At 75.1% G+C, this 14199-nt stretch carries 11 protein-coding genes; 9 read left to right on the top strand and 2 right to left on the bottom strand.

What is annotated here, in order from left to right; genetic code table 11:
- The first annotated feature begins 282 nt into the window (after positions 1 to 282).
- The 3 genes from PU704_RS01955 (at position 283) to PU704_RS01945 (ending at position 3150) form a co-directional block, all read left to right on the top strand.
- Positions 283 to 1002: a hypothetical protein gene (locus tag PU704_RS01955; protein ID WP_277549906.1), complete on the top strand. Its 720-nt coding sequence runs from the start codon at positions 283 to 285 to the stop codon at positions 1000 to 1002.
- Positions 1003 to 1535: 533 nt separating this feature from the next.
- On the top strand, positions 1536 to 2306 hold the full coding sequence (locus PU704_RS01950; RefSeq protein ID WP_277549905.1) for a hypothetical protein: 771 nt from the start codon (positions 1536 to 1538) through the stop codon (positions 2304 to 2306).
- On the top strand, positions 2263 to 3150 hold the full coding sequence (locus PU704_RS01945) for a class F sortase (RefSeq protein WP_338130205.1): 888 nt from the start codon (positions 2263 to 2265) through the stop codon (positions 3148 to 3150). Before PU704_RS01950 ends, PU704_RS01945 begins: the two co-directional genes overlap by 44 nt.
- A gap of 126 nt (positions 3151 to 3276) precedes the next feature.
- Here the strand turns inward: PU704_RS01945 and PU704_RS01940 are convergent, their stop codons facing one another.
- The gene (locus PU704_RS01940) at positions 3277 to 6783 is read right to left on the bottom strand and encodes a bifunctional proline dehydrogenase/L-glutamate gamma-semialdehyde dehydrogenase (RefSeq protein ID WP_277549904.1); all 3507 of its coding nucleotides are present in this window, start codon (positions 6781 to 6783) and stop codon (positions 3277 to 3279) included.
- Between the two features lie 129 nt (positions 6784 to 6912).
- On the opposite strand from PU704_RS01940, the gene PU704_RS01935 reads away from it, so the two are divergent.
- The gene (locus tag PU704_RS01935; protein ID WP_047804135.1) at positions 6913 to 7821 is read left to right on the top strand and encodes a LysR family transcriptional regulator; all 909 of its coding nucleotides are present in this window, start codon (positions 6913 to 6915) and stop codon (positions 7819 to 7821) included.
- Between the two features lie 3 nt (positions 7822 to 7824).
- On the opposite strand, the gene idi is transcribed toward PU704_RS01935, so the two are convergent.
- Positions 7825 to 8424 (bottom strand): isopentenyl-diphosphate Delta-isomerase, encoded by a 600-nt coding sequence (gene idi, locus PU704_RS01930; protein WP_277549903.1) that lies wholly within the window; start codon positions 8422 to 8424, stop codon positions 7825 to 7827.
- Positions 8425 to 8543: 119 nt separating this feature from the next.
- Between idi and PU704_RS01925 the strand changes: the two genes are divergently transcribed.
- The 5 genes from PU704_RS01925 (at position 8544) to tgt (ending at position 14165) form a co-directional block, all read left to right on the top strand.
- Positions 8544 to 9479, top strand: coding sequence for a pseudouridine synthase (locus tag PU704_RS01925; protein WP_277549902.1), 936 nt, complete (start codon positions 8544 to 8546; stop codon positions 9477 to 9479).
- Complete coding sequence (locus tag PU704_RS01920; RefSeq protein ID WP_277549901.1) at positions 9476 to 10720, top strand: DUF418 domain-containing protein; 1245 nt, start codon at positions 9476 to 9478, stop codon at positions 10718 to 10720. The genes PU704_RS01925 and PU704_RS01920 overlap by 4 nt, the downstream gene beginning before the upstream one ends.
- Before the next feature lie 42 nt (positions 10721 to 10762).
- On the top strand, positions 10763 to 12055 hold the full coding sequence (locus tag PU704_RS01915; RefSeq protein WP_277549900.1) for a glycoside hydrolase family 76 protein: 1293 nt from the start codon (positions 10763 to 10765) through the stop codon (positions 12053 to 12055).
- Between the two features lie 62 nt (positions 12056 to 12117).
- Positions 12118 to 12660, top strand: a complete 543-nt coding sequence (locus PU704_RS01910) for an NUDIX hydrolase family protein (protein WP_047804138.1) — start codon at positions 12118 to 12120, stop codon at positions 12658 to 12660.
- A 203-nt stretch (positions 12661 to 12863) separates the two neighbouring features.
- Entirely contained in the window at positions 12864 to 14165 is a 1302-nt protein-coding gene (gene tgt, locus PU704_RS01905; protein WP_277549899.1) for a tRNA guanosine(34) transglycosylase Tgt, read from the top strand.
- The last annotated feature ends 34 nt before the right edge of the window (positions 14166 to 14199 follow it).

Below are 14199 nucleotides of genomic sequence, written 5' to 3'. Positions count from 1 at the left end.
TGCGCCGGCGCATCGCGGTCTCGGCGGTGCGGTAGGCGCGCAGGGCCTCGAGCACCTGCACCGGTCCGGGCCCGGCGGCGTCGTCGGTGCCGTACCAGTAGCCGGAGGAGGTGGGGACTCGAGACGTCATGCCGATCATCCTAGGCCACTGACAAGCCCGGGATTCGAGTAACTAGACAAACTAGACACCATCGACTTGGATGATGTGGTGCGCGTCTCGCGGTTCCGGCCCGGCATGCGCACCACCGCAGGGAACGCAGGGAACGTGAGGAAGGTCGAGGGATGAACCAGCAGGTGCAGCACCGGTCCACGCAGCAGAGGACGGAGCCGGTAACCGGCCGTCCGGCCACCTTGGAGACGACGGGCCCCGTGCACTGCGGCCGCCCCATGCCGGTGCGCCCGCTCGACCTCGCCGATCTCGACGGCCGCGCGAACCACGCCGCCGCCCAGGCCGCCGTCGACGGCCGCCGGCTGCACGCCTGCACCTGCGGCTTCCTGCTCGAGACGGAGGATCCCGCCGGGACGGGCGCGCCGCTCGTCGCCCGCGGGGACGAGCACCTGTTCCACCCCTTCTTCACCCGGCGGGTCCTGGCGGCGGCCGGGCGCGCCGAGACGGCCGAGTGGACCCTCGACCAGCAGCTCGCGGAGGACGACGCCTCCGAGGAGTACGAGAGCGCCGCCCGGCACGTGTGGCTGCTGGATGCCGGCGCCGAGACCGCGCAGTGGGAGCTGGACCGGGCCGTCGACGCCCTGCACGCCGAGCTGCGCCTGGCCGCCCGCCACGGGGTGCCGCTCGCCGCCCTGTCCGAGGCCGCCAGCCTGGACGAGGAGTCCGTGCTCGCAGCCCTGCGCCACGACGGGGCGCCCTCCGTCCCGGTCCGTGAGGACCGTCGAGGACCCCGCGCGGCGGCGCCGAGCACAGGAGTGACCGAACTGCGCACCCAGGGTCACCGCGCATCGGCGGAGGCCCGGCGGGTCGGCGCTCTCGCCGCCGCGGGCTGAGCCGACGCCCTCCGCGCGGAAGCCGGCCGGCGGCCCCGGCGCAGGTCAGCGCCGACACGGCCCCCGTGTGAAGCGGCTTACACAATGCCGTCAATTCGTTTACATGTCAGTAATCTGATCTCGAGGAGCTCGGCCGGCGCACGGGTCCGATGTGCGATGCACGTGGGGGGACACCGGAGCGCAGCCGGCCGGCAGCTCACGGCGCCGCCCCCGGTCTGATCCACCGGGGGCGGCTCACCTCCCGGCCCCGTCGACCGCCGTGAACGGGCCGCACCTCCCCTGCCTCGTGCTCGCCGAGAGGACAGCACCTCGACCGGGGACCTCTCGGCACCCGCCCCAGCACCCCGCCGGGCCTTCCGGAGCATCTCCCTGCCGACCGACCTGTCGGCCCGTCCACCGCTCGGACGCGGACTGCTGCATGACGCATGCACGGTCGCACATGACCACCACCCCTCGACACGGCTCGAATGATCAGTAGACTGTGTTTCGCGTCACTTCCCAGCCCTGTCATTCCTGACCGAGAGGCCGATCCCATGAAGAAGTCCGCTCTGCTCGCCGCGCCCGCCCTGGCACTCGCGGCCGTGACCCTGCCCGCCACCGCCGCCACCGCCGCCGAGAGCTGGTCCTTCCAGGCCGAGCTCGCGCCGGTCAACAACAGCACCGCCGCCGGCAGCGCCGTCGTCGACGTCACCGGCCAGGAGGCCACGGTGACCGTCGAGGTCGCCGGGGCGCCCGCCCTCTTCCAGGGCGCGCCCTATCCGCACGCCCAGCACATCCACATCGGGGGCCAGGGGGTGTGCGCTCCGCCCAGCGCCGACGCCGACGGCGACGGCGCGGTGAGCTCCATGGAGGGTCAGCCCTGGACCGGCGGGATCGGCACCTCGCTGACCACCTCGGGGGACACGAGCCCTGCCTCCGCGGTGGCCATCGACCGCTTCCCGGCCGGTGAGGCCTACACCTATCAGCGGACCTTCCCGGTGGACGGCGCCACGCTCGCCGCCCTGCAGAGCGGCACCGCGGTGGTCAACGTCCACGGCGCGGACCCGGCGGCGCTCTCGGCCGAGGCGCAGGCGAAGGCCAACCCGATGGCCCCGGCCCTGCCGCTGGCCTCCGACATCCCGATCGCCTGCGGGGTGCTCGCACCCGCCCAGATGGCGATGCCCGAGGGCCCGGCGGACACCGGCGTGGAGACGGCGGCCGCGGGCTCGGACGCCCGCGGTCTGGCCGGGGCGGCCGTGCTGGGGATGCTCGCCCTGGGCGGTGCCGCGGTGGGCCTGCGCCGCCGCGCGGCCGGCGGTCGCTGACCCCGGACGCTCCGTGCCCCGGCACCGCGCCGAGACCCGCCACCTCCGCACGGGGGTGGCGGGTCTCGCCGTGGTCCTGGGCCTGTGGTGCACCGGGGACAGCACCGCGCCGTCGCACCCCACGACGGCGCAGCGCCCCGTCGCCGGGCATCCCGTCCCGCTCGCCGCTCCCGTCCCGCCCGCCGTCTCCCTCCCGCCGGAGGCAACGGCCTCCAGCAGCCCGGCGCCCGGCACTGCGGGGCCCGGCGCTGCGACGACCTCGGGCCTCCCTGGCGCTCCGACGGCCGGCACCTCCGCACTCCCGGCACCCGGCGCCACGGCGTCCGGCGCCCCGGCACCGGGTGCCCCCGCGCGCGGGCCGGCCTCGGAGCCCCGCCCGCGGGCGCTGCCCGCCTCGGCCCCGGTGCGCCTCACCATCGGCGCCATCGGGGTGGAGGACCGGCTCATGACGCTGGACCGGCGCCCCGACCGCACCCTGGAGGTCCCGCCGGAGCACCCGGGCGCCCCGGCCGGCTGGTACCGGCGGTCACCCGCTCCGGGCCAGGTGGGCCCGGCCGTGCTGCTGGGGCACGTCAACGCCACCGGCGGCGGCCCGGGGGTCTTCGCGGACCTGCACCGGCTGACCGCCGGGGACCGCATCGTCGTGGCCCGGGCAGACGGGTCCACGGCGGAGTTCGCGGTGGACGCCGTCGAACGCCACGCGAAGGACTCGTTCCCCACGCTGCGGGTCTACGGCAACACCGCGGGCCCGGAGCTGCGGCTGGTCACCTGCGACGGCTACGACCCGGCGACCGGGTCCTTCGACGAGAATCTCGTGGTCTACGCCTCCCTGATCCGGAGCTGAACGGCCCGCCCCGGAACGGCACGGCGCCCCGCGCCGCGGCCCGTCCGGGAACGGGGGCCGCGGCGCGGGGCGCCGTCGCAGCGTGCGTCGGATCAGCTCGTCACATCAGCTGGTCGGACCAGGTCGTCAGATCAGCTCGTCCGTGAGGTGGTTGGGCGTGCCGAAGCGGTGGGCGGTGATGCTCACGGCCTGCTCGTGCAGGAACGGCAGCATCTCGACCCGGCCGGCCCCCGTGACGGGGTGGGCGTAGACGGCCACGTCGGGACGGGACCCGGTCGCGGCGATGAGGCCCGCGCGGTCCCCGCCGACGAGACGGACCCGCCCGCCGCCGAGCTCGGCGGCGCCGGCCAGCCAGGCGGCGTCGTCCTCCACCCGGACCCGCACGCCGCGGCCGGTGAGCACGGCGGCCACCGCGGCGGGCAGCTCGAGCGCCGAGGAGACGGTGAGCTCGGCGCCGGCGCGCAGGCCGGCGGCGACCACGCGGAGCAGATCGACCAGGGGCTCCCCCTCGGACAGCCGCACCGTCACCGGCAGCGGCAGGTAACGGAAGACGTTGCGCTCCGCGTAGAGCTGCGAGACGTCCCGGGCCACCCCGAACTCCTCGGCCCAGGCGGCCTCGTCACTGCGCAGCGCCTGCTCGAGCGTCCCGGCCTCCTGCGCCGTGACCCCGGCCCGCCCCGCACGGGCGGCGTCGAGCAGGCCGGCCACGGCCGCGTCGGTCACGGGGCGTCCGTTCCCGCGCAGCGGCGCCGGCTCCCACTCGCCCAGGCCCATGAGGTAGCTGGGGCCGCCGGCCTTGGTGCCCGGGCCGACCGCGGACTTCTTCCAGCCGCCGAAGGGCTGGCGCTGGACGATGGCCCCGGTGATCCCGCGGTTGACGTAGACGTTGCCGGCCTGGACGTGCTCCAGCCAGTAGCCGATCTCCTCCGGGTCCAGGGAGTGCAGACCGCCGGTGAGGCCGTAGTCGACCTCGTTCTGGATGGCCACGGCCTCCTCCAGGGTCTCGGCGGTCATCACGCCGAGCACCGGGCCGAAGTACTCGACCAGGTGGAACTCGGAGCCGCGCTGCACCCCGGTGCGCACGCCCGGGGACCACAGCTTGCCCGTGCCGTCCAGCTGCTGCGGCTCGATCAGCCAGGACTGGCCCTCCTCCAGGCTGGTCAGGGCCTGGAGCAGCTTGCCCTCGGCGGGCTCGGTGAGCGGGCCCATCTGCGCGGCGGGGTTGGTCGGGTAGTCCACGGTCAGGGAGCTGACCGCGTCCACCAGCTGGTTGCGGAACCGCTTGGACTTCGCCACCGAGCCCACGAGGATCACCAGGGAGGCCGCCGAGCACTTCTGCCCGGCGTGGCCGAACGCGGAGTAGGCCACGTCCTTGGCGGCGAGGTCGAAGTCGGCGCTGGGCGTGACGATCAGGGCGTTCTTGCCCGAGGTCTCGGCCAGCAGCGGCAGGTCGGAGCGGAAGGAGCGGAACAGCTCCGCCGTCTCGTACGCACCGGTGAGGATCAGCCGGTCCACCGACGGGTGGGAGACCAGCTGGCGGCCGAGGGCACGCTCCTCGAGGTCCACGAGGGCGAGCACGTCCCGGGGGACCCCGGAGGCGTCCAGGGCCTCCCAGATCGCCTCGGCCACCACGGCGCCGCAGCGCTTGGTCGGGCCGGCCGGCTTGAACACCACCGGGGACCCGGCGGCCAGGGCGGCCAGCGCCGAGCCGGCCGGGATGGCCACGGGGAAGTTCCACGGCGGGGTCACCACGGTGAGCCGGGAGGGCACGAAGGACGCGCCGTCGACCTCGTCCAGCTCCCGGGCGCGCTCGGCGTAGTAGTGGGCGAAGTCGACGGCCTCGCTGATCTCGGGGTCGGACTGGTCGAGGGTCTTGCCTGCCTCCGCGGCCGCGACCTCGAGCAGCTCCGCCCGGCGGGCCGCCAGGGCCTCCCCAGCGCGGTGGAGCACCTCGGCCCGCTGGGCGCCGGTCAGCGCGGCCCAGCCGCGGCCGGCCTCGAGCGCGGCGTCGATGACGCGGTCGAGCTGCTCCTCGGTCTGCAGCGCCGCGGCGGCGACGGTCGCCGTGCCGGCCGTCGATCCGGGGACGCGGTCGAGGATCGCCCGGCCCCAGTCCCGGTTGGCGGCCACGGCCGGGTCGGTGTCGGGGGTGTTGGCGAAGCCGTCGGTCGGGGCGGGCAGCTCGGGCAGCCGGCGGTCCTGGACCCGGTGGGGCAGCGGGACGGTGTCGTCCAGCGCGGCCAGCGAGGCGAGGAAGCGGTTCTTCTCCCGCTCGAAGAGCTCCTCGTTCGCGGAGAGCTCGAAGACCGCGGACATGAAGTTCTCCTGGCTCGCCCCCTCCTCCAGGCGGCGGATCAGGTAGGCGATGGCCACGTCGAACTCGGCCGGGTGCACCACCGGGGTGTAGAGCAGCAGGGAGCCGACGTCGCGCTTGACGGCCTGGGCCTGGCCGGTGGCCATGCCCAGCAGCATCTCGAAGTCGATCGCCTCGACCACGCCGCGCTCGGTGGCGAGCAGCCAGGCGAAGGCGATGTCGAAGAGGTTGTGCCCGGCCACGCCGATCCGCACCGCGTCGGCGTGCTCCGGCTGCAGCGCGTAGTTCAGCACGCGCTTGTAGTGGGTGTCCGAGTCCTGCTTCGTCCCCCAGGTGGCCAGCGGCCAGTCGTGCAGGGAGGCCTCGACCTGCTCCATGGGCAGGTTCGCCCCCTTGACCACGCGGACCTTGACCCGCGCCCCACCGGCGGCGCGGCGGGCGGTGGCCCACTCCTGGAGGCGGATCATCGCCTCCAGGGCGTCCGGCAGGTAGGTCTGCAGCACGATCCCGGCCTCGAGGTCCCGGAACTGGGGCTGGTCGAGGATCCGGGTGAAGACCGCGAGGGTCATGTCGAGGTCCTTGTACTCCTCCATGTCCAGGTTGATGAACTTCGGCGTGGAGAACGAGGCGGCCCGGGCGTAGAGCGGGGTCAGCTTCTCGACGACCTCGGCCACGGCCTCGTCGAAGGCCCAGGCGGAGTGCGGGGCCACGGTGGAGGAGACCTTGATGGAGACGTAGTCGACGTCGGGCCGGGCCAGCAGCTCGTGGGTGCCCTGCAGGCGGCGGTCGGCCTCGCGCTCGCCGAGCACGGCCTCGCCGAGGAGGTTGACGTTGAGCCGGACGTCGTCCGTGCGGATCTTCGCGATCGACCTCCCGAGCTTCGCCTCGCTGGCGTCCACGATGAGGTGCCCCACCATCTCGCGCAGCGCCTTGCGGGCGGCCGGGATCACGACCTGCGGGGCGACCGGGGCCAGGACACCGCCTGTGCGCACCGCGGTGCGCAGGTACCACGGCAGGAACCCCGGGACGCGGGGGGCGAGACGGGCGAGGTTGCGGGCGGCGACCCGGATGTCCTCGGGACGGATGACGCCGTCGACGAAGCCGACCGTGAAGTCCAGTCCACTGGGATCCTTGAGCACCCCGGCCAGCTGCTCGCCCGAGGCGTCCTTGGGGAACTGCTCCGCCTCGGTGAGCCAGCGGCGCACCGTGGCCACGGCCTGCTCGGGCAGCGACGCCGGGATGGCGGCGTGGGGAAGGGTGCGTCCGGCCGACGGTTCCGCAGGGGTGTGCGCGGTCGCGGGGACGGGGATCGTCGTCATGGGTGGTACTCCCTGGTCTGCGTGGAAAGCACTGGTGCGCCCCTCACTATGCGCCTTCTTTCCGTTCGGATAAAGTGATGTTTTCTACGGATGATTCGTCAGTGGACGTGATGATTGTGAGGTGCTCCCGTGCTGGACGTGCGCAAGCTGCGATTGCTCCGCGAGCTCGCGCTGCGCGGCACCCTGGCGGAGGTCGCGGCGGCCCTGAGCTACAGCCCCTCGGCGGTCTCCCAGCAGCTCTCCGCCCTGGAGAAGGAGGCCGGGGTGGAGCTGCTCTCCAAGGCCGGCCGGCGGGTGCAGCTGACCCCGCAGGCGGAGATCCTGGTGGCGCGCACCGCGGAGCTTCTGGACGTCCTGGAGCGGGCCGAGTCGGACCTGGCGGCGTCGCTGAGCACGGTCACGGGCACGGTGCGGGTCGCCGTCTTCCAGTCGGCCGCCCTGGCGCTGCTGCCGGCGGTGCTCGGCACGATGCGCCGCGAGCACCCGGACGTGCGGGTGGAGATGGTGCAGGCGGAGCCGGAGCGTGCCCTCTACGAGACCTGGACGCGCGAGTTCGACGTCGTGGTCGCGGAGCAGTACCCGAGCCACGCCGCCGCCCACCACCCCGACCTGGACCGGCGGCGGCTCATCACGGACGCCATCCGCCTGGCCGTCCCCCCCGGGCCCGAGCACGCGTCCGTCGCGTCCCTGCAGGACGCCCGCGAGCTGCCGTGGGTCATGGAGCCCCGCGGGGCGGCGTCGAGGCACTGGGGCGAGCAGCTGTGCCGGCGGGCGGGGTTCGAGCCGGACGTCCGGTTCGCCACGGCCGACCTGCAGGCCCAGACCCGGCTCGTGGAGTCGGGCAACGCCGTGGCCCTCATGCCGGACCTCATGTGGGCGGGCGGCGACTCACCCTGCCGGCTGGTCGACCTGCCCTCCGGGCCGCGGCGGACGGTGTTCACCTCGATCCGCGGCTCGAGCGTGCAGCGCCCGGCGATCCTCGCCCTCCGCGCGGCGCTCGAGACGGTGGCCGCCGAGCTCGCCGCGCGGATGGACTGACGCTCAGGAGCGGGAGGCGGCCGGCCCGGTGAGCGCCCGGCGCAGCCGGCCGTCGGCGATCTGCTCCAGCAGCCACGGGCTGAGCAGGAACGGCGCGGCCTCGGCCGCGGCGAAGAGCTCCTCCGGGGTGATCCAGGCGACCTCTGCGACCTCCGCGGGAAGCGGCTGCGGCTGCCCGGCGGCGCGCGCCACGTAGACGGGGCAGAACTCGTTCTCCACGACCCCGGAGGCGTCCACGGCCCGGTAGCGGAAGTCCGGCAGGACCTCCGTCACCCCGGTCACCGCGAAGCCCAGCTCCTGACCGGCCCGCCGGGCGACGGCCTCCTCGAAGTCCTCGCCGGGAGCCGGGTGGCCGCAGAAGCTGTTGGTCCACACCCCCGGCCAGGTCTTCTTGGCCAGGGCCCGGCGGGTAAGCAGCAGGCGCCCGTCGTCGCCGAGGACGTAGCACGAGACCGCGAGGTGCAGCGGGGTGTCCGTGGTGTGCACCTCCGCCTTGGGTGCGGTGCCCACGGGACGGTGGGCGTCGTCGAGCAGGACGACCTCCTCGACGGCTCCGGGGACGGCTCCGGGAGCGGCGTCGGGGACGACTTCGTGGCTGGCCATGGGTCTCGTTCCGGTCGGTGGCGGGAGGGGGTCCGCCCCCATTCTCTCAGGCCCGCGCGCGGGAGGCACGCGGGGCGGGGAGTGGACAAGGACGCGCCCGGGGAGCACGATCGGGAACCATGCGACGACGTCGGCCCGCCCCCGCCCCTCTGCCCCTGCGGGACGGCGTGGACCCCGTCCGGGTCCGGCTGCCGGCGGAGGACGGGCGGAGCACGGTCCGGGGCTGGCTGCTGGACCGGTTCCCGGCCTCCGCCCCGGAGCTGGAGGAGCTCTTCGCGTCCGGGGGGATCGTCGACGACGCCGGGCGGCCCCTCGCCCACGACGCCCCGTACGTGCCCGGCGGGTCGGTCTGGTACCACCGGTCCCTGCCGGCCGAACCGGAGCTGCCCGGGGACCTGCCGGTGCTGTTCGAGGACGAGTGGCTGCTGGCCGTCGACAAGCCGCACGGTCTGCCCACCACCCCGCGCGGCGGGTTCGTGGCCCAGAGCGTGCTCGTGAAGCTGCGCCGCGCCCGCGGCGAGGACCGGCTGTCCCCGCTGCACCGGCTGGACCGCGGCACGGCCGGGGTGCTGCTGCTCTCCCGGGACCCCGCGACCCGCGGCCGGTTCCAGACCCTCTTCCAGGAGCGGGCGGTGGCCAAGGAGTACGAGGCGGTCGCCGTGCACCGGCCCGGGCTCGGGCTGCCGCGCGTCGTGGAGTCCCGCATCGTCAAGGACCGCACGTGCCTGCAGGCGCGGGAGGTGCCGGGACCGGCCAACGCCCGCACCGTCGTCGACCGGGCGGGTCCCCCGTTCTCGGACGCCGAGGGCGAGTGGGCGCGCTACCGGGTGCGGCCCGAGACCGGGCGCACCCACCAGATCCGGGTCCACCTGGCCGGGCTGGGCGCCCCGGTCCGGAACGACCCCCTCTATCCCCGGGTGCGGCCGGCCGGCAGCGAGGACCCCGCCCGGCCGCTGCAGCTGCTGGCCCGGCGGATCGGCCTGACCCACCCGATGACGGGCCGCCCGCTCGTGCTCGAGAGCCGGCGCGCCCTGCGCAACGGGTCCCCCGCGTGAGCGCGCCGCGCACCGCGCCGGCGGCCGCCCGGGTGCCTGCCCCGGACGTGGCCCGCGGACTCATGCTCTGGGTCATCGCCGTCGCCAACGTCACCGCGTGGATCTGGGCGCCCGGGCCCACGGACGGACCCCGCGACCGGCCCCTGGGCGCCGGGGCCGGCACGGCCGGGTGGACGGCGGACGACATGGTCAACACGGCCCTGTCCATGCTCGTGGACGGCCGCGGCTTCCCCCTGTTCTCCTTCCTGGTCGGCTACGGCGTGGGGCAGATCGCCGCCCGGGAGGCCGCCCGCGGCACCCCGCTCCCGCTCGCCCGGCGGCTGCTGCTGCGGCGCTACGGGTGGCTGCTGCTCGTCGGGGCCCTGCACGCGTGCCTGCTCTTCCCCGGGGACATCATCACGGCCTACGCCTTCGGGGGCCTGTTCCTGACCCTGCTGATCGCGGAGGGCACGGCCACCCTGCTGGTCCTGGCCGGCCTGGGCTCCGTGCTGATGGTCCTCTACGGTGCGGCGAGCTGGGCCGTGCGGACCCCCGGCACCGCGCCCTTCCCCAGCCTCGTCACCGACTCCGCGCAGGAGCACCTCGCCCTCGTGCTGGCCGAGGGCGCGGGAGTGGTGGCCTTCGCCCCGCTCCAGCTGCTGGGGCTGCTGCCCATGCTGCTGCTCGGCCTGGCGCTCAGCCGCTGCCGGGTGCTGGAGGACCCGGGGCCCCGCCGCGGGCGGCTGCTGGTGACCGCGGCGGTCTGCATCGGCGCAGGGCTGCTCACCGGCGTGGGCACGGGCCTGCTGACCACCGACATGCTCGAGCCCTCCACGACCGCCGGGTCCGTGCTCACCGGGCTGGACGCCCTGACCGGGGCCGCGCAGGGCATCGGCTACGCCCTGGTGGTTGCCCTGGCCTGCGCGCGGGCCCAGCGGCGGTCCCCGGGCGCTCCCCTCCGGGCGCGGGAGCATCCCGCGCTGTGGGCGCTGCAGGCACTGGGGCGCCGGTCGATGAGCGGCTACATCGCCCAGTCCGTGCTCTTCACGGTCCTGATGCCGCCGTTCGCGCTGGGCCTCGGCCGCGCCCTGACCCCCACGGCCGCCCTGCTGCTGGGCACCGCGGTGTGGCTGGTCACCCTGCTCGGCGCCGTCCTGCTCGAGCGGCGCGGCCTGCGGGGACCCGTCGAGACGGTCCACCGGCGGCTGTTCCTCGGTCCTGCCCGGGACCGCTCCGGCCCGCACCCCGCGGCGAGCGCATAGGCTCAGGGCAGCACCCTTCCCCTGCCAGCACCAGGAGCCGCCATGCCCAGCCCCACCGGCGCCGGTCCCGCACCGCGTCCGCTCTCCGCCGACCCGGCCGCCGGCCGCACCGCCGACCGCACCGTGAGCGCCCCGGAGCGGGCCGACACCGCGGCCCGGTCGGTCCGGGAGCTCTTCGCCGGGCGCGCCCTGGGCGTGCCGGGCACCCTGCTGGGCGCGCCGGCCCACCCGCGGCCCCGCTCCCGCACGGCCCCGTGGCACTACTGGTGGCAGGCCCACCTGCTCGACGCCCTGGTCGACGCGGCGCTGCGGCGCCGGGACGAGCCCGCCCGCGCCGAGGAGATCCGCCGCGACGCGCACCGGCTGCTGCGCGGGATCACCCTGCGCAGCGGCGGGCGGGTGACCCAGAACTCCTACTACGACGACATGGCCTGGCTGCTGCTGGCCGTGGGCCGGCTCGCCGCGCTGGACCGCGAGCTCACCGGCCGGGCGGACGTGGCGTGCCTGGACGCGGGCCGGGCCCTGCTCGCCCGGATCGAGCGGGGGCACACGGCGGACCTGGGCGGCGGGGTGTTCTGGAACACCCGCCACGACGTGAAGAACACCGCGTCCTCGGCTCCCGCGGCCCTGGCCTTCGTGCGCACGCACCGCACCGAGCAGGCCCGCGCGGTGCTCGGCTGGCTGCAGGAGAACCTGTGGGATCCCGGGCGGAGGGTCTTCCACGACGGGCTGATCCTGGTCGCCGCGGGGTCCGGCAGCGAGGTCACGCGGCGGGACGAGCGGCTGTTCAGCTACAACTCCGGACCCGTGCTCGGAGCGCTGCTCGAGCTCGCGGACGCCCCCGGCACGGGCACGGACGACCGGGCGCGCCTGCTGGGCACGGCGGCCGACGTGGTGGCGGGCGCCGCGGAGGCCTACGGCCGGCCGGCGCAGGGGCGGCGGGTCCTCACCACGCACGGCGGCGGGGACGGCGGGCTGTTCAGCGGGATCCTGGCCCGCTACCTCGCCCAGGCGGCCCGGCACCCGGATCTGGCCGAGACCGCACGGCGCACGGCCGCCGAGCTGGTGACGGGCACCGCCGACGCCCTGTGGGCCGGCCGGCGCGAGGCCGAGCCCGCCACGGCCCCCGGGGGCGGAGGCGCACCCTCGGCCCGGACGGGCGGGGCGGTGGCGGTCTTCTCCCCCGACCCGGCGCAGCCCGCCGGGCAGGCGCAGCGCCCCGGCGCCCCGGTGGAGCTGTCCACCCAGGTCCAGGCGTGGACGGTGCTGGAGGCCGCCACTCGCCTGGAGCGCCCGTGGACGGGGGCGGGGGCCGGCGGCTCCGCTGAGCGCTGAACCGGCGTCCCGGGCCGGGGGGAATCGTGGCCGCGCCAGGGGTCATGGGATAGAACAGCAGTATGAACTTCCTCCGCACCCCCGATCCGAACCCCGGTTGGCTCAACGAGGACGACCTGCAGGAAGCACGCCGCCGTCTGCCGATGGTGTACGTGCAGGCGCTGCCGGTCCGGCTCGACCCGCTGGGCTACCTCTCCGAGATCGGGCTGCTGCTGCAGGCCACTCCCGAGGGGGAGATGATGTACACCTTCGTCTCCGGCCGGGTGCTGTACCGGGAGACCATCCGGGCGGCTCTGCTGCGCCACCTCGAGAAGGACCTGGGCACCATGGCCTTTCCGCAGCTGCCGGTGTCCACGACCCCGTTCGCGGTGGCCGAGTTCTTCCCCTCCCCCTCCGAGACCGGGCTGACCGACGACCGCCAGCACGCCGTGGCGCTGAGCTACATCGTGCCCGTGCGCGGTGAGTGCAGCCCCCGCCAGGACGCCCTGCAGCTGTCCTGGATGAGCCCCGAGGAGGCGCTCAGCCCCGAGGTGCAGGCGGAGTTCGCCGGGGGCCGGGGAGACCTCGTGCGCCAGGCCGTCGCGCACGCGGGCTGGGGCCGCTGAGACCCCGCTCCACCGCGCTCCGGGTGCGCAGGACCACCGCCAGGGCGTAGCTGCGGCCCACGAACAGCTCCGCGAGGAACCGGCCGCCGTGCGCCCACAGCGGCCCGGCGGCGGCTCCTCGTCCGGGTCCGGCGGATGAGCTCGCTCCCAGCGACCTACCGGCCCGCTCGGACCCGACCCCCGCGGTGACGCACAATGGTCGGATGACCGTGCCCGCCGTGCCATCCCCGTTCCCCGCCGCCCGCGCCGCCTTCGGTTTCGAGGTCGAGCACCGGCTCGCCGAGACGACCCGGACCACCGGATCGCGCCTGGGCGCCGGAGACGGCCCGCTCCTGGGACGCACCGGCACGATCAGCACCCCGCACGGGCAGATCCGGACCCCCGCGTTCGTGCCCGTCGGCACCGCCGCCACGGTCAAGGCGGTGCTGCCGGAGTCCATGGCGGAGCTCGGCGCCCAGGCCCTGCTCGCCAATGCCTACCACCTCTACCTCCAGCCCGGGGCGGAGGTGCTCGACGCGGCGGGCGGGCTGGGCGCGTTCATGAACTGGGACGGGCCCACCTTCACGGACTCCGGGGGGTTCCAGGTCATGTCCCTGGGCTCGGGCTTCAAGAAGGTCATCGACATGTCCACGGTCGCGTCCGCGGCGGCGGGCGACGACGACGTCGCGACCGGCAAGGAGCGCATGGCCCGCGTCGACGACGACGGGGTCACGTTCACCTCCCACATCAACGGCGACGTGCACCGCTTCACCCCGGAGATCTCGATGCAGGTCCAGCACCGGCTGGGGGCGGACATCATGTTCGCGTTCGACGAGCTGACCACGCTGCACAACTCCCGGAGCTACCAGGAGACGTCCCTCGAACGGACCCGGCGGTGGGCCCGGCGCTGCGTGGCCGAGCACGCCCGGCTCACGGAGGAGCGCGCCGACCGGCCGTACCAGGCGCTGTTCGGGGTGATCCAGGGCGCCCAGTACGAGGACCTGCGCCGGAAGGCCTGCCGGGACCTCGGGGCGATGGACTTCGACGGCTTCGGGATCGGCGGGGCGCTGGAGAAGGAGAACCTCGGCACGATCGTGCGCTGGTGCAGCGAGGAGCTGCCCGAGGACCGGCCGCGGCACCTGCTGGGGATCTCCGAGCCGGACGACATCTTCACCGCCCTGGAGAACGGCGTGGACACCTTCGACTGCGTCTCGCCCACCCGGGTGGCCCGCACGGGGGCCGTGTACGGCCCGGACGGCCGCTTCACCGTGAGCAACGCCCGCTTCCGCACGGACTTCTCCCCCGTCCAGGACGGCTGCGACTGCTACACGTGCACGCACTACACCCGGGCGTACCTGCACCACCTGTTCAAGGCCAAGGAGCGGCTCTCCGCGACGCTCACCTCGATCCACAACGAGCGGTTCGTCGTGCGCATGGTCGACGGCGCGCGGCAGGCGATGGCCGACGGCACCTACGTGGAGTACCGGGACGAGGTCCTGGGCCGGTACTACGCGCACCGCGGCTGAACGCCCCGCTCCCGGACGGCCCCCACGGGGCGCC

It is taken from the genome of Kocuria oceani (genome assembly GCF_029524215.1).
Taxonomy (GTDB): domain Bacteria; phylum Actinomycetota; class Actinomycetes; order Actinomycetales; family Micrococcaceae; genus Kocuria; species Kocuria oceani.
The sequence above is the reverse complement of the archived record's forward strand: the minus strand, read 5'-3'. Positions and strand labels throughout refer to the sequence as shown.

Bases quoted from the DNA above. Each gene is read 5' to 3' on its own strand.
- PU704_RS01910 (WP_047804138.1), top strand. From the start codon at position 12,118: ATGAACTTCCTCCGCACCCCCGATCCGAACCCCGGTTGGCTCAACGAG.
- idi (WP_277549903.1), bottom strand. From the start codon at position 8,424: ATGGCCAGCCACGAAGTCGTCCCCGACGCCGCTCCCGGAGCCGTCCCC.
- PU704_RS01950 (WP_277549905.1), top strand. From the start codon at position 1,536: ATGAAGAAGTCCGCTCTGCTCGCCGCGCCCGCCCTGGCACTCGCGGCC.
- PU704_RS01925 (WP_277549902.1), top strand. From the start codon at position 8,544: ATGCGACGACGTCGGCCCGCCCCCGCCCCTCTGCCCCTGCGGGACGGC.
- tgt (WP_277549899.1), top strand. From the start codon at position 12,864: ATGACCGTGCCCGCCGTGCCATCCCCGTTCCCCGCCGCCCGCGCCGCC.
- PU704_RS01955 (WP_277549906.1), top strand. From the start codon at position 283: ATGAACCAGCAGGTGCAGCACCGGTCCACGCAGCAGAGGACGGAGCCG.
- PU704_RS01915 (WP_277549900.1), top strand. From the start codon at position 10,763: ATGCCCAGCCCCACCGGCGCCGGTCCCGCACCGCGTCCGCTCTCCGCC.
- PU704_RS01940 (WP_277549904.1), bottom strand. From the start codon at position 6,783: ATGACGACGATCCCCGTCCCCGCGACCGCGCACACCCCTGCGGAACCG.